Annotated in this window: 19 protein-coding genes; 16 read left to right on the plus strand and 3 right to left on the minus strand. The window is 58.3% G+C overall.

The annotated features are described in order from the left end of the window. Position 1 precedes the first annotated feature (1 nt). Positions 2–640 carry a uracil phosphoribosyltransferase gene (gene upp / locus B3M52_RS09665; protein WP_036204856.1) on the minus strand — a complete coding sequence of 213 codons (639 nt, stop codon included), beginning with the start codon at positions 638–640 and terminating at the stop codon, positions 2–4. A 225-nt stretch (positions 641–865) separates the two neighbouring features. On the opposite strand from upp, the gene flhA reads away from it, so the two are divergent. The 14 genes from flhA to B3M52_RS09735 all read left to right on the plus strand — a co-directional run bounded on the left by flhA (position 866) and on the right by B3M52_RS09735 (position 15,214). Further along, the gene (flhA, locus tag B3M52_RS09670) at positions 866–3,040 is read left to right on the plus strand and encodes a flagellar biosynthesis protein FlhA (RefSeq protein ID WP_036204858.1); all 2,175 of its coding nucleotides are present in this window, start codon (positions 866–868) and stop codon (positions 3,038–3,040) included. 60 nt (positions 3,041–3,100) lie between these two features. Then, a complete protein-coding gene (flhF, locus tag B3M52_RS09675; protein ID WP_075194742.1) occupies positions 3,101–4,396 on the plus strand; it encodes a flagellar biosynthesis protein FlhF in 1,296 nt (431 codons plus the stop codon). Between the two features lie 46 nt (positions 4,397–4,442). Further along, positions 4,443–5,255: a MinD/ParA family protein gene (locus B3M52_RS09680; protein WP_036204860.1), complete on the plus strand. Its 813-nt coding sequence runs from the start codon at positions 4,443–4,445 to the stop codon at positions 5,253–5,255. A gap of 30 nt (positions 5,256–5,285) precedes the next feature. Next, positions 5,286–6,017, plus strand: a complete 732-nt coding sequence (locus B3M52_RS09685; protein WP_036204862.1) for an RNA polymerase sigma factor FliA — start codon at positions 5,286–5,288, stop codon at positions 6,015–6,017. A gap of 176 nt (positions 6,018–6,193) precedes the next feature. Then, positions 6,194–6,577, plus strand: a complete 384-nt coding sequence (gene cheY / locus B3M52_RS09690; protein ID WP_036204864.1) for a chemotaxis response regulator CheY — start codon at positions 6,194–6,196, stop codon at positions 6,575–6,577. 21 nt (positions 6,578–6,598) lie between these two features. Next, positions 6,599–7,387, plus strand: a complete 789-nt coding sequence (locus B3M52_RS09695; RefSeq protein WP_036204866.1) for a protein phosphatase CheZ — start codon at positions 6,599–6,601, stop codon at positions 7,385–7,387. A gap of 17 nt (positions 7,388–7,404) precedes the next feature. After that, entirely contained in the window at positions 7,405–9,570 is a 2,166-nt protein-coding gene (locus tag B3M52_RS09700; RefSeq protein ID WP_075194743.1) for a chemotaxis protein CheA, read from the plus strand. 32 nt (positions 9,571–9,602) lie between these two features. Further along, positions 9,603–10,748 carry a protein-glutamate methylesterase/protein-glutamine glutaminase gene (locus B3M52_RS09705; protein ID WP_041333682.1) on the plus strand — a complete coding sequence of 382 codons (1,146 nt, stop codon included), beginning with the start codon at positions 9,603–9,605 and terminating at the stop codon, positions 10,746–10,748. Continuing rightward, positions 10,748–11,485 carry a flagellar motor protein gene (locus B3M52_RS09710; protein ID WP_007153952.1) on the plus strand — a complete coding sequence of 246 codons (738 nt, stop codon included), beginning with the start codon at positions 10,748–10,750 and terminating at the stop codon, positions 11,483–11,485. The genes B3M52_RS09705 and B3M52_RS09710 overlap by 1 nt, the downstream gene beginning before the upstream one ends. Before the next feature lie 39 nt (positions 11,486–11,524). After that, positions 11,525–12,307, plus strand: coding sequence for a flagellar motor protein MotD (motD, locus tag B3M52_RS09715; protein ID WP_075194744.1), 783 nt, complete (start codon positions 11,525–11,527; stop codon positions 12,305–12,307). A gap of 246 nt (positions 12,308–12,553) precedes the next feature. After that, positions 12,554–13,351, plus strand: coding sequence for a ParA family protein (locus B3M52_RS09720; protein WP_041336586.1), 798 nt, complete (start codon positions 12,554–12,556; stop codon positions 13,349–13,351). Beyond that, positions 13,344–14,132: a chemotaxis protein CheW gene (locus B3M52_RS09725; protein ID WP_075194745.1), complete on the plus strand. Its 789-nt coding sequence runs from the start codon at positions 13,344–13,346 to the stop codon at positions 14,130–14,132. The genes B3M52_RS09720 and B3M52_RS09725 overlap by 8 nt, the downstream gene beginning before the upstream one ends. A gap of 132 nt (positions 14,133–14,264) precedes the next feature. Further along, the gene (locus B3M52_RS09730; protein WP_007153948.1) at positions 14,265–14,753 is read left to right on the plus strand and encodes a chemotaxis protein CheW; all 489 of its coding nucleotides are present in this window, start codon (positions 14,265–14,267) and stop codon (positions 14,751–14,753) included. Positions 14,754–14,821: 68 nt separating this feature from the next. Further along, positions 14,822–15,214: a DUF2802 domain-containing protein gene (locus B3M52_RS09735; RefSeq protein WP_007153947.1), complete on the plus strand. Its 393-nt coding sequence runs from the start codon at positions 14,822–14,824 to the stop codon at positions 15,212–15,214. A gap of 17 nt (positions 15,215–15,231) precedes the next feature. Here the strand turns inward: B3M52_RS09735 and B3M52_RS09740 are convergent, their stop codons facing one another. Beyond that, on the minus strand, positions 15,232–15,534 hold the full coding sequence (locus B3M52_RS09740) for an EscU/YscU/HrcU family type III secretion system export apparatus switch protein (protein ID WP_075194746.1): 303 nt from the start codon (positions 15,532–15,534) through the stop codon (positions 15,232–15,234). Further along, a complete protein-coding gene (locus B3M52_RS09745) occupies positions 15,531–16,904 on the minus strand; it encodes a flagellar hook-length control protein FliK (RefSeq protein ID WP_256713535.1) in 1,374 nt (457 codons plus the stop codon). The genes B3M52_RS09740 and B3M52_RS09745 overlap by 4 nt, the downstream gene beginning before the upstream one ends. Positions 16,905–17,013: 109 nt before the next feature. Here B3M52_RS09745 and ccmA point away from each other — a divergent pair, with 109 nt between their 5' ends. Then, positions 17,014–17,652, plus strand: a complete 639-nt coding sequence (ccmA, locus tag B3M52_RS09750; protein ID WP_036204889.1) for a cytochrome c biogenesis heme-transporting ATPase CcmA — start codon at positions 17,014–17,016, stop codon at positions 17,650–17,652. Beyond that, a complete protein-coding gene (gene ccmB, locus B3M52_RS09755) occupies positions 17,636–18,367 on the plus strand; it encodes a heme exporter protein CcmB (protein ID WP_371915652.1) in 732 nt (243 codons plus the stop codon). Before ccmA ends, ccmB begins: the two co-directional genes overlap by 17 nt. Positions 18,368–18,379: the final 12 nt, after the last annotated feature.

An 18,379-nucleotide genomic window follows, 5' to 3' on the forward strand; every position in this document is an offset into this window, starting at 1 on the left:
ATTAAACGTCCTTCTGCTTGGTGCCGAAGATTTTGTCGCCGGCGTCGCCAAGCCCCGGAAGGATGTAGCCTTTTTCATTCAGCCTGTCATCGATTGATGCGGTGTAGATCGACACATCTGGATGTTTCTCCAGCACCTTTTCCACGCCTTCCGGCGCTGCAACCAGAACCAGGGCGCGGATCTCGTTGCTACCGGCTTTCTTCAGCAGGTCGATGGTAGAGATCATGGAACCGCCGGTGGCCAGCATGGGGTCGATGATCATCGCCATGCGCTCATCCAGTTCGCCTACCAGCTTTTCAAGATAGGTGCTGGCTTCCAGGGTTTCCTCGTTGCGTACCTGGCCCACGACGCTTACCCGGGCACCAGGAATCAGGGTGAGCACGCCGTCCAGCATACCCAGGCCGGCCCGCAGGATTGGCACGATGGTGATTTTCTTGCCCTGGATCTGTTCAATTTCCACCGGGCCCGCCCAGCCTTCAATGGTTTTCTTCTGCAGCGAGAAGTCTTTGGTGGCCTCGTACGTCAACAGGGCACCGACTTCCTGAGCCAGCTCCCGGAAATTCTTGGTGCTGATGTCTGAGCGGCGCATCAGGCCGAGTTTATGGCGGATAAGGGGGTGCTTGACCTCGTGAATTGGCATGGGCTCACCTTTGCGTCTGGGTCGATGATGTGGTTGTGGGCGCAGTAAAGACGCCAGCAAATGGCGCAAGGATACCGTATCTTGCCGAGTCCGTCAGGCGCGGTGACAAGAAAAGCCGTAAGGGGTGGTACGGATCTTGCGAATACCCCGTCAAACGATGCGTCTGCGTCAAAAAAACGACCCGCACACCCCTGCGGTTAACCGCCAATCGGAGAGTTTCCCGGCATGGACCGAGCGCTAGTCCTCAATAATGTCAAATCCCTGACGCGGGGTAATATCGGCATTCCCGTGATGTTGATGGGATTGCTGGGCATGATGATTCTCCCCATGCCGGCGTTCATGCTGGACGTTTTCTTCACCTTCAACATCACCTTGTCGATCGTGATCCTGCTGGTGTGTGTCTACGCCTTGCGGCCGATGGAGTTTGCCTCCTTTCCGACAGTGTTGTTGGTGGCAACACTGTTGAGGCTGGCGCTCAACGTTGCCTCCACGCGGATTGTTCTGCTCAACGGCCATGAGGGCGGTGATGCGGCCGGTAAGGTGATCGAATCGTTCGGCGCGGTCCTCATCGGCGGTAACTACGCGGTTGGCCTGGTGGTCTTCGCCATTCTCATGATCATCAACTTCCTGGTGGTCACCAAAGGTGCCGGCCGGGTGTCTGAAGTCAGCGCGCGTTTCACCCTGGATGCCATGCCGGGTAAGCAGATGGCTATCGATGCCGACCTTAATGCCGGTCTTATCAACCAGGAAGAAGCCAAGCATCGCCGGGCTGAAATCGCCCAGGAGGCCGATTTCTACGGCTCCATGGACGGCGCCAGTAAATTCGTCAAGGGCGACGCCATTGCCGGCCTGTTGATCCTGGCCATCAACCTGATCGGTGGCATTGCCATCGGTATGCTTCAGCACAGTCTCGATTTTGGTACCGCTACACAGAACTACGCACTACTGACCATTGGTGACGGCCTGGTGGCACAGATTCCGTCACTGTTGCTGTCGACGTCTGCAGCGATCATGGTTACCCGGGTAACGTCCAGCCAGGACATGGGCGGGCAGATACTGCAACAAATGTTCAACGCTCCCAAGGCGCTGGGTATCGCTGCCGTTATCCTCATCATCCTTGGCCTGATTCCTGGCATGCCGCACGTGGCATTCCTTGGTCTGGGCGCGATTGCCGGTGGTATTGCCTGGTACATATGGCAACAGGAGCGCCAGACCGTTGAGGAAGATGGTGTGTTCCCGGTCCGGGGCGGTGGTGCCCGTCCGGCAGGCCCGGGGCGCGACCTGCCGCCCGGTGGTGAGGGCGGTGAACACAGTGCCCAGCTGCCGCCGCCGGGGGAAACCCGGGAACTCGGTTGGGACGATGTGGCCACCGTGGATGTCGTGGGCCTGGAGGTGGGCTATCGCCTGATTCCCCTGGTGGATAAGTCCCAGGGTGGTCAGCTTCTCAGCCGCATCAAGGGCGTTCGCAAAAAGCTCTCACAGGATCTGGGCTTCCTGATGCCTTCGGTCCATATTCGCGACAACCTCGACCTGATGCCCAATGTTTATCGCATCACCCTGATGGGGGTGACCATTGCCGAGGCAGAAATCCATCCGGACCGTGAACTGGCGATAGACCCAGGTCAGGTGTTCGGCAAGATCGAGGGGATAGAGGGCAAAGACCCCGCCTTTGGCCTGGACGCCAGTTGGATCGAACCGGACAAGAAAGACCAGGCACAGACCCTCGGTTATACCGTCGTGGACGCCAGTACCGTAGTGGCAACACACCTCAACCAGATCCTCCAGAAACACGCCCACGAACTGCTTGGCCATGAGGAAGTCCAGAAGTGGCTGGAACAGCTCGAGAAAGTATCTCCAAAGCTGGCGGAAGAACTGGTACCCACCACCATTTCCATCAGCCTGCTGCTGAAGGTGCTGCAGAACCTGCTGAAAGAGGAAGTGCCGATCCGTGACATGCGCTCTATTGCCGAAGCGATCGTGAACGTTCATCCGAAGAGCCAGGACCCGAAGCTGCTGACCACGGTTGCCCGCCAGTCACTGCGCCGGATGATTGTCCAGAGTATCTGTGGCAACGACACAGAGATCCCGGTGATCACTCTGGATCCAGACTTGGAACAGTTATTGCTGAAGTCCATGCAGCAGAGTCAACAATCCGGCGGTCAGGAAGACATCGGGCTGGTGCTGGAGCCAAATATGGTTGAGAAGCTTCAGCGGTCGCTCCAGGACAGCGTTCAGCGCCAGGAGATGTTGGGCAAGCCGGCGATTCTATTGGTTTCAGGGCCCTTGCGCCCGGTACTGGCGAAATTTGCCAGCTACGGAGTAGAGCGTCTGCATGTACTGTCGTACCAGGAAATTCCGGATAACAAACAGATCACTATTGTCGCATCCGTCGGTCAGTAAAGACCGCGGCTGGAAAGGCGGAAGGCGCTGGAAAGCGCTGACCGGGGAGGAAGCATCATTATGAAAGTTAAGCGGTTTTTTGCCCAAAGCATGGCAGAGGCACTGCGTCAGGTGCGGGATCAGATGGGTCCCGATGCCGTAATCCTTTCCAATCGTCGTGTGGATGGTGGCGTCGAAATTGTGACAGCGCTCGATTATGACGAAAACATGGCGCGCCAACGCCTCGGTGACGCTGCGCGGGAAGCCACCAATGGCTCACGGCTAGCCGAAATGCAGGCGGAACAGCATCGCCGCCTGGAGGACGAACTCGGCCGCTCTCGCGATCGTATTCGGGAAGTGCGGGAAAAGCGCGCGACCTATGGTAATGCGGTTGCGGGTGGGGGCTTCGGCCACGCTGGCTTGTCGAAAGAATCGCTGGCCGACGATGACATGGTGGTTGAAGAGCCTACCGCTGCCAGCGCTGCCTATTCCGGAGAGCTGGCGCAAATGCGTGCGGAGATCAGTTCCCTCCGTGACCTGGTCAGTGCCCGGAATGGCGGTGAACCCGAACAAACAGCGGTTAACGCAGTACAGCAGAGGCTGTCTGAGAGGTTGCAGGAGTTTGGTCTCGGGCTGGAGCTCGCCAACTCTCTGTCCCGGCGCCACCGCGCAGGCCGGCTTGAGGATGGCTGGAAGCAGTCTCTGAAAATGCTGGCCGCCGGTGTGAAGACCGCACGTACTGAATGGGCGGATGAGGGCGGTGTCTACGCCCTGGTGGGCCCAACCGGGTCCGGCAAGACGACGACCATCGGCAAGCTGGCCGCGCACTATGTGCTGCGCCACGGCGCCGACTCTCTGGCGCTGGTCACCACCGATCGCTATCGGGTCGCGGCCCATGAGCAACTATTTGTGTTCGGGCGCATACTGAACGTTCCGGTTCGGGTTGTGGACGAAACCCATTCCCTGGACGACATACTGGACGAACTGTCGGACCGGCACCTGGTGTTGATTGATACCGCTGGCCTGACCAGCACCGACAAGGGCTACGAGGAGCAGCTTATGGAGCTGGCTCGCAGTCACCATCGGATTCGAACCCATCTGGTGGTTTCGGCAACCAGTCAGCCGCGCATCATGAAATCCGTTTGGCATTGCTATAAGATGGCAAATCTTACGGGTTGTGTGATGACCAAAATCGATGAAGCACTGACCCTGGGTGAATCGCTGGGATTCGTCATGGAAACGGGATTGCCGGTGGCGTATTACACCGACGGGCAGAAAATCCCGGAAGACCTGCACCACGCTGAGTCCATTCCGCTGGTGCGGTTGGCCGTGGAGAGGCTGAAGAAACTCCAGCAGCAACAGGCAGTCGCTGTTTAAAAACAACACAGCCTGCGGTTAAACGCGGCAAGAGATCAGAGTCAGTATGAGCAAACCACATCCGGTACAGGTGATTGCCGTTTCCGGCGGGAAAGGGGGCGTTGGCAAGAGCAACGTATCAGTGAACCTTGGCATCGCCCTAGCACAAATGGGACGGCGGGTGGTGCTGCTCGATGCCGACCTGGGCCTTGCCAACATTGACGTTCTGCTTGGCATTACCGCCAATCGTAATATCCAGGACGTCATCGCCGGGGAATGTGACCTTCGGGATGTGTTGGTCAACGGCCCCGGTGGCATCAAAATCGTGCCCGCGTCCTCAGGTACCCAACGCATGACCCAGCTTTCCAATCTGGAGCACGCTGGCCTGATCAACGCGTTCAGCGAACTGGGTGACCAGATCGATGTGCTGATCGTTGATACCGCTGCGGGTATTTCCGAATCGGTGGTCAGTTTCCTCCGAGCCTCACAGGAACTATTACTGGTTGTCTGTGATGAACCTACCTCTATCACCGATGCCTACGCCCTTATAAAGCTTATGAACCGGGATTACGGCACCAACCGCTTCCGTATACTGGCCAATCAGGTCAGGAATGAGCAGGAAGGTCGCCATCTGTTTGAAAAACTGACCCGGGTTACCGAGCGCTTTCTTGATGTGGCACTACAATATGTGGGTATGGTGCCGTATGACGAGGCCGTAAAAAAAGCGGTACAGCGCCAGCGTGCCGTGCTGGATGCCTATCCGCGGGCAAAAGCATCGTTGGCGATCAAGAGCCTCGCGGAGAAAGTGGATAGCTGGCCGCTGCCATCATCGCCCCGGGGACATCTGGAATTCTTTGTGGAGCGGCTCGTCGAAGTCTGATTTTGATCCTGTCACTGAATAGCCGGATACATGACATTGGCGAAAGAACTTGGAACCTACAACCGGACGGGTACACGAGGACCTTCCCAGCTCGTTGAGGAGCAGGCCCCGCTGGTCAAAAAAATAGCGCTTCACCTCATGGCGCGGCTGCCGGCATCTGTCCAACTGGATGACCTTATGCAGGCAGGCATGATTGGCTTGTTGGAAGCTGCACAGCGATACAGTTCCGACAAGGGGGCTACCTTTGAGACATACGCCGGGATCCGGATTCGCGGAGCCATGGTAGATGAAATTCGCAAAGGTGACTGGGTACCTCGATCCGTCCACAGGAACTCCCGCCGCATTGCCAAAGCCATCAAGGCTGTCGAGGACCGCCTGGGTCGGGAAGCTCAAGACTCGGAAGTAGCCGAGGAGCTGGGGCTGGACCTCGACGAATACTATTCCTCCCTGAGCGATGCTAACAGTGGCCGACTTTTTAGCCTGGATGAGCTCAATGAATCCGGCGAGCTGCCGATAGAAGAAACAGAGGACAGTGATAACCCGTTGGATGGCTTGGCGTCTGACAACTTCCGGAAGAGCCTGGCAGCTGCGATTGGTGACCTGCCCGAGCGAGAAAAGCTGGTGCTCAGCCTTTACTATCAGGAAGAATTGAACCTGAAGGAAATTGGTGCTGTGTTGGGTGTCAGTGAAAGCCGGGTCAGCCAGATTCACAGCCAGGCCGCGCTCCGTCTGCGGGGGCGTCTTACTGGTTGGCAGAGCTGAACAGGCCGCCAGTCCCATTGAACGGCGTTACCAGGCATTCTTTACTGTAGCCTTTTGGTAACCGGTGCTTTACAACCGGCTCAAAGGCCACACAATAAGCGGTTAAACTACCGGCCTGCTAGACTGTGAGCCGGAAGCCAAAAACGAATTCCGGGCGTTTTTAACTGGAGGTCCCATTGGACAAGAACATGAAAATCCTGATTGTGGATGACTTCTCCACAATGCGACGGATCATTAAGAACCTGCTTCGCGATCTCGGTTTTACCAACACTGACGAAGCAGACGACGGCAATACAGCACTGCCTATGCTCAGGAGCGGCAAATACGATTTTCTGGTAACCGACTGGAATATGCCAGGGATGTCCGGACTCGATCTGCTCAAGGAAGTCCGTGCCGATGACAGCCTGAAAACCCTGCCTGTGCTCATGGTGACCGCCGAGGCGAAGCGCGACCAGATTGTCGCTGCTGCGCAGGCCGGTGTGAACGGCTACGTGGTCAAGCCCTTCACGGCAGCCGTACTCAAGGAGAAGATTGAGAAGATCTTCGAACGCATCCAGTAATTCAGAGGTCGGACGGCTCCCATGAGCAATAGAAAAAAAGACCCACAGGGGCTCGACCCGGAGGTCACGGAGAAACTCCGCAGCCAGGCGGCCGAGTTGGTTGAACAGGTTAACGCCGGGGATTATGGCCGCGCGATGACGCTGATCAATGAATTGAGCGAGGTGAGGGACCAGAGCCTGTATCGGGAAGTCGGCCGCTTGACCCGCAGCCTCCACGAGGCGATCCGCAATTTCCAGATCGATCCCCGTAACGCCGAACAGTCAGAAGCTCTGTCGAAGATGACCGATGCGTCGGATCGCCTTGAGTACGTGGTTCAGATGACCGGTAAAGCGGCCAATCGGACCATGGATCTGGTTGAGGAGGCTATGCCCAAGGCCAGCGCCCTCCGCGACGAGGCCGCCGAGCTGAGAGACCAGTGGCAGAAACTGCGTCGCCGCGAGATGGCGCCGGCTGAATTTCGTGAGCTCTATGCCCGTATCGACACGTTTTTCGTGACCCTGAATACCGATGCCGGGGCGATGTACGACAACTTGTCGGAAATTCTTCTGGCCCAGGATTTCCAGGACCTCACTGGGCAGGTGATCCAAAAGGTCACCACTCTGGTTAAAGAGGTGGAAGAGCATCTGTTGAGCCTGGTAGTGATGGCGAGTCATGTGGACCAGATGACCGGCACCGTGCATGAACTGGAAGAGCGGGAAAAGATATCGGCGGAACAGGGTGTTGGTCCACAGATCAAGGCCGAAGAACGCGAAGACGTAGTATCGGGACAGGACGATGTTGATGATCTTCTGTCCAGTCTCGGTTTCTGAGTAAGAGAGGGTAACGCATGGCGCTTGATGCCGATGAAGAGATCCTGCAGGACTTCCTTGTTGAGGCAGGCGAGATACTCGAAAAGCTGTCGGAGCAACTGGTCGACCTGGAACAAAACCCGGACGACAGCGATCTGCTCAACGCCATCTTCCGAGGCTTTCACACCGTAAAAGGCGGCGCTGGGTTTCTGCAACTCGATGCCCTGGTGAACTGCTGTCATTCCGCGGAGAACGTCTTCGATATCCTGCGCAACCACAAGCGCAAGGTAGACTCGGAACTGATGGACGTGGTGCTGGAAGCCCTGGATCACGTCAATGCCATGTTTGAACAGGTTCGCCACCACGAGGAACCGACGCCAGCTCCCGAGGAACTGATTGCCGCTCTGGACGCATTGGCGCAGCCGGCAGGGGAGTCGTCGCCAGCAAACGCAGCGGTCGCTCGCGAAGAACAGAACGAGAGCAACGAAGCCAGTTCTGGAGACGATGGCGGTGATATTACCGACGACGAATTCGAGCGGTTGCTGGATGCCCTGGAAGAGGAAAAGACCAGCAGCGCTCCGGTTTCCAGTGACGACGGCAATGAATCTTCAGGCGGTGACGGAGGGAGCGGAGACGACATCTCCGATGATGAATTCGAGGCCCTGCTGGACCAATTGCATGGCAAGGGCCAGTTCTCAGGCCCGCCTGAAACCGGCAAGGCAGCCCCTGACAGCCAGGATGCCTCGGGCGACAAGGTTACCAGTGATGAGGCCAGTGATAGCAAGGGTGGCGACGACCTGATTTCGGACGACGAGTTCGAAAAGTTGCTGGATGACCTGCACGGCAAGGGTGGTAGCCCTACGGCAGAAACTGCCAAGCCGGCCCCTGGGCCTGCTGCAAAGCAGCCGTCGGCCACGTCTCCCAGTGCCAAGGCTGACAAGCCCGCGCAACCGACTGGTAAGCCCGAAAAAGCGCCTGCGGATAATGGCAAGGCAGGCGTAACGCCCGCGATGCCGGCACGGGATGCGAATGCACCAGTGGCTGAAACTTCGGTGCGGGTGGATACCAAGCGCCTGGACGACATCATGAATATGGTGGGTGAACTGGTGTTGGTGCGTAACCGGTTGCAGCGTCTGGGCGCCCAGAGTGAAGACGAGCATATGCACAAAGCCGTCTCCAACCTGGACGTGGTGACCACCGATCTTCAGTCAGCGGTGATGGCAACGCGGATGCAGCCCATCAAGAAAGTATTTGGCCGCTTCCCGCGGGTGGTTCGCGACCTGGCACGCAGCCTGAAGAAAGAAATCAACCTTGAGATGCACGGCGAAGAGACCGACCTGGACAAGAACCTGGTCGAGGCGCTGTCCGATCCTCTGGTCCATCTTGTTCGCAACTCGGTTGATCACGGTATAGAGGCACCCGATGTTCGTGAAAAGGCGGGCAAGCCTCGTCAGGGTCGTGTGACGCTGTCGGCTGAGCAGGAAGGCGACCACATCCTGTTGTCCATCGAAGACGACGGTGCTGGTATGGATCCGGATGTACTGCGCCGAAAAGCGGTCGAAAAGGGCATCTACGAACAGGATGCCGCTGACCGACTGACCAACACCGAGTGCTACAACCTGATTTTCTCCGCCGGGTTCTCCACCAAGGATCAGATATCGGATGTGTCCGGTCGTGGCGTTGGCATGGACGTGGTGAAAACCAAGATCAGTCAGCTCAACGGGCAGCTGAGCGTCGAGTCGGAGCTGGGCAAAGGGTCTCGCATCGTCATCAAGGTGCCGCTGACCCTGGCCATCATGCCTACCCTGATGATCATGCTTGGCGACCAATCCTTCGCGCTGCCACTGGTGAACGTGGTCGAGATTTTCCATCTGGACCTCAGCAAGAAGAACATTGTGGATGGCCGTGAATGCATCGTGGTTCGAGACAAAGTCTTCCCGTTGTTCCACATCAAGCGATGGCTGGTCAAAGGCGCCGCTGGGCAGCCGGAACCAGAAAACGCCCACGTGGTTATCGTGGCGATGGGAACGCGGCGCGTCGGTTTTGTGGTGGATCAGCTGATCGGGCAGGAAGAGGTGGTGATCAAGCCCCTGGGCCGGGCCCTTCAGGGAACGCCGGGTATGGCGGGTGCGACCATCACTGGCGACGGTCGTATTGCACTCATTATTGATGTTCCGAGCCTGCTGCAAAACTACGGCAAATAACGTTGCGGCGGGCCCAGGTTTAGGAGAAATGGATGACGGTTTCTGTCCTGGTCGTTGATGATTCAGGTTTTTTCCGCAAGCGACTGACGGAAATCCTGACCGCTTCCGGTCAGATCAAGGTGGTTGGCGTGGCCACCAATGGGCGCGAAGGTGTCGAGCTGGCTGAAAAGCTGAGGCCTGACGTCATCACCATGGACTACGAGATGCCCGTCATGGACGGTATCAGCGCCGTCCGTGAGATCATGAAGCGACAGCCGGCGCCGGTATTGATGTTCTCCTCCCTCACCTACGAGGGTGCCCGGGTGACCCTGGATGCCCTTGAGGCAGGTGCCGTTGATTTCCTGCCCAAGAATTTTGAGGAAATTGCCCGGGATTCCAGTCAGCTTCAAAAAATACTCATTGAGCGTGTACTGGATGTCGCTGGCAGTCGCCCTGGTGCAAAACCGTCGGCGCCGCCTCCCACCGCTCCGCCGCCTTCGCCCCGTAGCCCTGCACCGGCAAGGCGCAGCGTGCCCGAGCGGCCGGCGGTATCGGACAGGTCCTCTCGCCCCAGCGCCCCAGAGCCTGAAGCACCGGCCCGTCGTTCGATTCGCCGCGGGCCTGCGAAACACTACAGTGTGGTTGCCATCGGCACGTCCACCGGCGGCCCGGTGGCCTTGCAACGTGTACTAATGGCGTTACCGGCCGGGTTTCCCGCGCCTGTGGTACTCGTTCAGCATATGCCGGCCAGTTTTACCCCGGCGTTTGCCGAGCGCCTGAACAAGCTGTGCCAGATTCAGGTACGCCAGGCTGAAGACGGCGAAATGCTGAAGCCGGGCGTTGCGTTGCTGGCCCCCGGGGGCAAGCAGATGATGATTGAAAACCGGGGTGGCCAGGGCAGGGTCAGGATTCTTCCCGGAGATGACCGGCTTAACTACAAGCCCTGTGTGGATGTGACGTTCGGCTCCCTGGCCAGGAGTTTTCCCGGCAAGACCCTGGGCCTGATCCTGACGGGTATGGGCTCGGATGGAAAGGAAGGCTGTCGCCTGATGAAGCAGTCAGGCTCCGATATCTGGTCCCAGGACGAAAAAACCTCGGTGATCTACGGTATGCCCATGGCCGTGGCCAAGGCCGGGTTGTCTGACGAAATCCTCGCGCTCGATGACATTGGTCCCCGCCTGGCGGATGGGGTGAGCTGATGGATATTCTCAGCCTGCTGGGCGTCATTCTTGCCTTTGTGGCGATTCTCGGTGGAAACCTGCTGGAAGGTGGCGCCATCAGCTCGCTGTTCAATGGCCCGGCCGCGCTGATCGTGATTGGTGGTACGCTTGCAGCCACTATTCTCCAGACCTCCTGGCCGCTGTTAAAGCGGGCCTTTTCCCAGGTGCGCTGGGTGTTCTTTCCCCCCTACATCAGTCTGGAAGATGGTATCGGCAAAGTCATCGACTGGAGCGTCAAGGCCCGTAAGCAGGGTTTGCTGGGGCTGGAAGGGTTGGCTGAGAAGGAATCTGAGCGCTTTGCCCGTAAAGGGCTGCAACTGCTGGTGGACGGCGCTGAGACAGAAACCATCCGTAGCATTATGGAGGTGGACCTGGAGTCCCGTGAACAGCGGGATCTGGAGTCCGCCCGGGTGTTTGAGGCCATGGGTGGCTATTCGCCGACCATTGGCATCATTGGCGCGGTGATGGGGCTTATTCAGGTGATGACCAACCTCGAAGACCCCCAGTCACTTGGCAGCGGTATCGCCACTGCGTTCGTGGCCACCATCTACGGTGTTGCTCTGGCGAACCTGCTGTTCTTCCCGGTTGCCAACAAGTTGCGAGGGATTCTGCGGGAACGCACCCGTTATGAAGACATGATGATCGACGGCATCATCGCCATTGCCGATGGCGAGAACCCTAAATCCATCGAGCTGCGCCTGCGGGGCTTCCTGTAGTGCCGGTGTAGTGCCGGCACCTGGCAAAGGGGTAAGTTGATGAGACGACGCAGGCGGCAGGATGACGATCTTCACAACAAGGAACGCTGGCTGATTTCCTACGCCGACTTCATCACCTTGTTGTTCGCGTTCTTTGTCGTAATGTATTCCGTGTCGTCGGTGAACGAGGGCAAGTACAAGGTGCTCTCTGAAACTCTGACTGGCGTCTTCAATGCCCCCCAGCGCTCCTTTCAGCCTATCGAAGTGGGTGATCAGCCCCGACGTTCGACGCCGCAGGCGGCCGAGGATGTGATTAACCCGCCGGTGACCGAAGCTCCGCAAAACCCCTCCATGAGTGCAGAAGGGCGCACCGAAGCGCTGCGTGCCATGGCGGACCAGTTGGCTTTGGAGTTTGACGAACTGATCAATCAGGGTGTGGTTACACTGGAAACCAGCGACGAGTGGTTGGAGCTCAGTCTTCGCAACAGCCTGCTTTTCGGCAGTGGTGATGCCGAGCCCCATTACGATGCCTTCGACGTGGTGGAGAGAATCGCTGCTGTACTCCGCAACCGGGATAACGCCATCCGGGTTGAGGGCTTCACGGATAACCGCCCGATAAACACCAGTGCCTTCCCCTCCAACTGGGAGCTGTCCGCTGCGCGATCAGCGGCAGTTGTGCGCATGTTGTCGATGGAGGGTGTTGAGGCCGAACGGCTGGCCGCTGTCGGTTACGGTGAGCACCAACCGGTGGCCCGCAACGATACCGAGGAAGGCCGCCGTCGCAATCGACGCGTGGTCCTGCTGATCTCCCGCGACGCCAGTATCCGTGGCGCGATGCGATGACACCTTTCTGATCATCACGTTGCGGAGTCATGGCGGAAGGTGCCTATAGGCGAGTTGGCACAATATCTGTATTAACGTCTGTACATCTTTAGATCCCGGCAAGCGCTTGCCGGATTGTTTTCAAGTTGAGCGGATCGTGGCCGATAACTCGGTATGCGTGCGACGTTTCCGGAACGGGCATTTCTGGAGAATCAGTGTGGTGACGAGGTTGGCAATGAATTTGGTGACGGATATGGAGTGCACAGCGTGCGCATCTGGGCAGTAGCCAATCAAAAAGGCGGTGTGGGCAAAACCACATCGGTTGTCGCCCTGGGTGGCCTCTTGGCCGAGAGCGGCAAGCGCGTTCTGGTGGTCGACCTGGACCCTCACGGATCATTGACCAGCTGGTTCGGGTACGACCCGGATACCATTGCCCACAGTGTGTTCGATCTGTTCCAGCACCAGGGTAAAGTACCGGATGGTTTGCCGGCCCAGTTGATTACCGAAACCAGCTGTCCGGGGCTATCCCTGTTGCCGGCCAGCACAGCGCTGGCAACTCTCGAACGGAGAATGGTCGGTGTTGAAGGCATGGGACTGATTGTATCCCGGGCCCTGACCCAGTTGTGGGACGATTTCGACTACGTCCTGCTGGACAACACCCCATCGCTCGGCGTGCTGATGGTGAACGCGCTTGCCGCCGCACAACACCTGATCATTCCGGTTCAGACCGAGTTTCTTGCCATCAAAGGCCTTGAGCGAATGCTGCACACGCTCACCATGATCATGCGCTCCCAGAAGAACCAGCTTTCCTACACCATTGTACCGACGCTGTTTGACCGGCGAACGCAGGCATCGGTAAAAAGTCTTAACCAGTTGAGAAAGACCCACAGCGATACGCTATGGCGCTTCGCCATTCCAGTGGACACCAAGTTCCGCGATGCCAGCCAGGCCGGGATTACCCCATCATCCATGGATGCTGAAACCCATGGTGTTCGGGGATATGCCCGCCTGCTGAGTGATCTACAGGAAATAACACGCTCGGTGGCGGAGCGTCGGCATGGCTGACAAAAAAATGACACAGGTGGCGGACCCTGGCTCCGCCATTGCCAGCTATCTGGACGAACTGCTGCATACGGCGACAGATAGCGCTCTGCGTGAGGAACCGGAACCGCCAAAACCGGTGGCTCGTGAACGCACTCGCATCGCGCTGAAGCCTGCGCCCATTGTGGCCCGTCCGGTCGCGGAGGCGAAGTCTGAGTTGCAAAAGCCGGTAACACCGGCCCCGGTGGCGGAAAAAGCACCGGAGGTGGAGTCGCCCCCGGTTGAGCACAAACAGGCCGCCGATATTCCGTCGCCTCCTGAGGTGGAGCCCCCGGGGCGGCCGGAATGGTCAGACAAACCGTTCGAATGCCTGATCTTCACGGTGGCAGGGCTGCAGCTGGCGGTGCCGTTGATACTGCTCGGCGCCATTCATCGAATAGAAGAGCCGGTGAAGCCGATCCCCGGCAGCCCCCGCTGGTATATGGGCATGCGCCCGGACCGGGAACGTAATCTCAGAGTGGTGGATACGGCGGAATGGATTATGGCGGGCCGGGCACCGGAGGACGCACGGGACAACTATCGCTTCGTGATCCGGCTGGACAGCAGTGAGTGGGGTTTGGCCTGTGACGATGTCGCGCAGTCGTTTACCCTGAAACCGGATGAAGTACGCTGGCGGACGGCCCGCAGCAAGCGACCTTGGCTGGCGGGCACGGTCATCGACCACATGTGCGCACTGATTGATGTTAAAACCATGGCGGACTTGCTGGTCCGGGCTGAGCGGGAACACCACCTCGACCTGAGTTAGCAATTTCCGGTTACCGAATGAAACCGTGCTCTGCTGGCACGGTTTGTGCCCTGAACTATAGTATTGGGCACTGATGATGAATTTTTGACGATCAGGCTGCCCGCCGGGCAGCCGAACAGGAGATACAAGGCTATGGCATCCCCGAGCGGACAGCAAAATCAGGCCCAGGATGATCAGGTACTGCAGTACGTGACCTTCAGGCTGGATGACGAAACCTATGGCATTGACGTCATGCAGATTCAGGAAGTGTTGCGATACACCGAGATTGCGCCGGTTCCAGGTGCCCCGGATTACGTTCTGGGCATCATCAACCTGCGGGGCAATGTGGTCACCGTTATCGACACCCGCCGTCGCTTTGGCCTGGCGGATGCGGAAGTCACTGACGCGACACGCATTGTGGTCATGGAGTCGTCCAACCAGGTGATGGGTATCCTGGTGGATTCGGTTGCCGAGGTGGTGTACCTGAAAGCCAGTGAAATTGAGACCGCGCCCAATGTGGGGAACGAGGAAAGCGCCAAGTTCATCCAGGGGGTGTGTAACAAGAACGGCGAACTGATCATATTGGTCGAGTTCGACAAGATGTTGTCAGACCACGAATGGGCTGAAATCTCCTCACTGTAATGCCGGCTTTGGCCGGACAGCAGGCTGGATGGACGCCCCGTGGTTTCAACTAACCGAGGACGTCCATCATGTTTGCAGAAATCTCTTCCCTGGCCCCGTGGCTTCTGACAGCCGCTGCCCTGTGCCTACTGTTCGCCCAGGGTATGATGCTACGCCGTGAAAACCGAAAACTTCGGGAGCAAATGAAAGAGCGCTGCGAAACCCTTGGCCGCGAGCTCCACGCAACAGCCAGTGGCAGTATGGGGGTTGGGCAGCGAGTGGTCACCTGCGAGCGCCAGCTTCATGAATTGCGCGGTATGCTTGACGAAATGCGCCAGAACGATCCGTTAAGGATTTCCTACGATGAGGCCTCAAGGTTAGTGGACCTGGGGGCGGATATCGACGACCTGATGAATACCTGTGGCATTTCACGGCCGGAAGCCGAACTGGTATCAGCGCTCCGCAAGCGCCAGGCGGCCTGACCTAAGGGTTTATCTGTCTAATCTTCACGGGGCCGTCCGGCGTCCTCTGGCGTACGGCCCTGAAGATTGAAGGCAAAGGCAAGAATTTCAGCCACCACCCGGTAGAGTGTCTCCGGGATTTCGTCGTTCAGTTCCAGTCGCGCCAGTATGCTGGCCAGCTCCGGATTTTCGTACAGCGGCACATTATGCTCACGGGCAATGCGGATGATTTCCTCCGCCAGTTCGTGGGTACCGCTCGCCGCAATGACTGGAGCCCGTTCGCCATCGTATTTCAGTGCCACCGCCGCCGGTGAATCTGTGTTTTGATGATCTTTTCTCATACCCGCGTGTCCACCAGCCGGTGCTCAAGACGGGTGTTTGCACCCCTTGGTGTCCCTCTCCGGCACTCCAGGTCCACCACATCCAGGCCGATATCCGAAAGGCCCTTTCGTAATTGCGGCAGATCTTCCCGCACCTGACGCAGCGTGGACTGCTTCTCCGCCCACACCTGCGCAGACACCTGATCCTGCCGCAGCGATACATCAAAATGCAAAGGCCCGGCCTCATCCAGATCCATGGCCAGTGAAAGACGCCATTCCGTTGCCCGGGGGGTGCCAGAGGTTTTCTGGCCGCTGTCTGCCGGATCCTGTTCGATTCGCAACTGGGCGATCCGTGGTTCGTTGTTGGGGTTCAGCCAGGGGAGCTCAAGCAGCATGGTTGATACCGGTGTTGGCGCCTCGGCGGTGGTCCGTGTGGAGAGTATCTGGCTGTGTAACTGATTCACGGTAATACGATTGAGCATGCCAGCCAGCAGCCTGAGCATTTGCCCAGCTGTGGGTTCGGCAGACCCCTGTGGTGGCGGAGGTGGAAACGTATTGGGGAACTGAAGCGGTGCCTGCACCAGTTCCGGACTTGCCAGCGGTGTAAAGCGGTTGAAGGCGTCGGGGCCGCTCCCCTGTTGTGCGAGCAAGGCGGTAATCACCCGGCCGATAGCCAGCTTGAGATCGGGTAGGGCGGCCTGGGGCGCCCTCGCCAGCCGCGATTCGGCGAACAGCCCGCTTTCCTCGACCCACTGCCGCAACTGGCCGGCCGCACCGGGTTGAGTTCCGGCACCTGGCGTCAGTGACTGGCTGGACGGCAGCCGTGATATCAGTTGTTCAATAGCCTGCCTCACCGGTTGGGGAAGTGGCTGTGGTGGATTGTTGATGGGGGTTCCAGTGGGCGCAACGCTGTCGGGTCTCGCACCGCCGGTCAGCGTTGTCAGAATTCTGGCAAGGCCGGCATCAACGGACTGTTGCCAGGGCAGGCGCTGCGCCAGCGCCCGGGAGATCGTGGTTTCCGGCGCCTGGGCCAGCTTCCCCATCAGTTGCAGTTCATTGCCCGCACGCATGATCTTGACCCAGTCACCGGTTTCCAGGGATGTGTCTCCAATAGCCGCCTGAACGGTCAGCGACTGGCCGCGAACTTCCAGCAACAACTGCGCGCCGGCAGAGGATTGTCGGTTGATCACGTCTGCCACCCGAGCGAGTGTTGCCTCGCGATTGGCAAGCTTGAGCTGGTCGAGCTGCACACGGGCAGAGGCCGCGTCCAGTACCGCCGAAGGTTGTCCGCTGGCTGGCCGCTGAGCGATCGGCGCCGGTGACTCGGTTTTGGGTGGTGGTGTGGGGTTACCGTTTGGTAATTTCATTGCCACTGATTTGATGTCAGACAAGAGTATTCCTGAGGCGCTTTCGCTATAATACGCCCCGCCGGTAAGTATTGCCTTTCCGAACGTCTGAACCCGCCGGGTCAGTAAAGTGTACACCAGCTCTGGGGCCCCGATGTCTGAGCCGTTACTACAGGCTGTCAATCTGCAATGTGAGCGTGATGACCGGATACTGTTCCGGGATCTCTCTGTCTCCATACTGCCCGGTACTCTGACCCGTGTCGAGGGGCCTAACGGCTCTGGCAAGACTACGTTGCTTAGAATTCTTGCCGGACTGAACGACAGTTACAGTGGTGACCTGCTCTGGCGAGGAAGGCCTCGTCATACCTACCGGGAGGAATTCCTCCGCAATATGCTCTACCTTGGCCATCGCCCGGGTATCAAACCGTTGCTTACCCCCATGGAAAATCTCCGCGCCCTGATGGCCGGGCGTCGGTATGTGACCGATAAGGTGCTCTGGCAGGCATTGGAAGGCACCGGCCTGGGTGGTTTCCAGAACGTACCCAGTCGTAACCTTTCCGCCGGGCAGCAACGTCGGGTGGCACTCGCCAGATTACTGGTTGCAGATGAACCCCTGTGGATTCTGGATGAGATATTTACCGCCATTGATGCCCACGGTGTGGCTGCTCTCGAGCGATTGCTGGTGGACCGGGTCGCAAGTGGTGGCGCGATCGTAGTGACCACACACCACGACCTTAATCTGCCTTCGATGCACCGAATTACCCTGGGGGGCAGTCATGACCATGGCCTCTGAAGCCAGGCTTCCTGTTCGTACACCGGAGGAGTCGGTAAGCGTATTGTCGGCCATGAAAGCCGTATTCTCGCGGGATTTGAAAACCGCCTTTCGCCAGCCCCAGGATCTGCTCAATCCGCTACTTTTTTTCGTCATGGTCGTAACGCTTTTCCCCCTCGGGGTTAGCCCCGAAGTATCATTCCTGCGGGAGGCGGGTAGCGGTATCCTGTGGGTTGCGGCCTTGCTGTCCGTGTTATTGTCACTGGATCATCTTTTCCGTCATGATTTCGACGACGGCACGCTTGAGCAACTGGTACTGCAGCCCCAGCCGCTGTTTTTGCTGGTACTGGCGAAGTCACTGGCCCATTGGGTACTCACTGGCCTGCCACTGGTGATGCTGGCGCCTGTTCTGGGGGTGATGGTGCATCTTGAGGGGAACTCTGTTGCCATTCTGTGTCTAACGCTGCTGATCGGAACACCGGTCCTCAGCTTGATCGGTTCCATTGGTGCGGCATTGACCCTCGGACTGAGATCGGCAGGCGTGCTCTTGTCCCTGCTGATCATTCCGCTGTACATTCCGGTGCTGATTTTTGGCACAGGCACGGTAATGGCTGCGTCTGAGAGCGCGCCGGTGGGTGGACAGCTCGCGTTGATGGGGGCGTTTCTGGTATTGGCGCTGACACTGGCGCCGTTTGCATCGGCGGCGGCCCTGAGGATCAGTCTGTCCAACAGTTAAAGGTAAAAAGGT

Origin of the sequence: Marinobacter sp. UBA2688 (assembly GCF_002352785.1) — a bacterium.
GTDB classification, from domain to species: Bacteria; Pseudomonadota; Gammaproteobacteria; order Pseudomonadales; family Oleiphilaceae; genus Marinobacter; species Marinobacter salarius.

Bases quoted from the DNA above. Each gene is read 5' to 3' on its own strand.
- upp (WP_036204856.1), bottom strand. From the start codon at position 640: ATGCCAATTCACGAGGTCAAGCACCCCCTTATCCGCCATAAACTCGGC.
- flhA (WP_036204858.1), top strand. From the start codon at position 866: ATGGACCGAGCGCTAGTCCTCAATAATGTCAAATCCCTGACGCGGGGT.
- flhF (WP_075194742.1), top strand. From the start codon at position 3,101: ATGAAAGTTAAGCGGTTTTTTGCCCAAAGCATGGCAGAGGCACTGCGT.
- B3M52_RS09680 (WP_036204860.1), top strand. From the start codon at position 4,443: ATGAGCAAACCACATCCGGTACAGGTGATTGCCGTTTCCGGCGGGAAA.
- B3M52_RS09685 (WP_036204862.1), top strand. From the start codon at position 5,286: ATGACATTGGCGAAAGAACTTGGAACCTACAACCGGACGGGTACACGA.
- B3M52_RS09695 (WP_036204866.1), top strand. From the start codon at position 6,599: ATGAGCAATAGAAAAAAAGACCCACAGGGGCTCGACCCGGAGGTCACG.
- B3M52_RS09700 (WP_075194743.1), top strand. From the start codon at position 7,405: ATGGCGCTTGATGCCGATGAAGAGATCCTGCAGGACTTCCTTGTTGAG.
- B3M52_RS09705 (WP_041333682.1), top strand. From the start codon at position 9,603: ATGACGGTTTCTGTCCTGGTCGTTGATGATTCAGGTTTTTTCCGCAAG.
- B3M52_RS09710 (WP_007153952.1), top strand. From the start codon at position 10,748: ATGGATATTCTCAGCCTGCTGGGCGTCATTCTTGCCTTTGTGGCGATT.
- motD (WP_075194744.1), top strand. From the start codon at position 11,525: ATGAGACGACGCAGGCGGCAGGATGACGATCTTCACAACAAGGAACGC.
- B3M52_RS09725 (WP_075194745.1), top strand. From the start codon at position 13,344: ATGGCTGACAAAAAAATGACACAGGTGGCGGACCCTGGCTCCGCCATT.
- B3M52_RS09730 (WP_007153948.1), top strand. From the start codon at position 14,265: ATGGCATCCCCGAGCGGACAGCAAAATCAGGCCCAGGATGATCAGGTA.
- B3M52_RS09735 (WP_007153947.1), top strand. From the start codon at position 14,822: ATGTTTGCAGAAATCTCTTCCCTGGCCCCGTGGCTTCTGACAGCCGCT.
- B3M52_RS09740 (WP_075194746.1), bottom strand. From the start codon at position 15,534: ATGAGAAAAGATCATCAAAACACAGATTCACCGGCGGCGGTGGCACTG.
- ccmA (WP_036204889.1), top strand. From the start codon at position 17,014: ATGTCTGAGCCGTTACTACAGGCTGTCAATCTGCAATGTGAGCGTGAT.
- ccmB (WP_371915652.1), top strand. From the start codon at position 17,636: ATGACCATGGCCTCTGAAGCCAGGCTTCCTGTTCGTACACCGGAGGAG.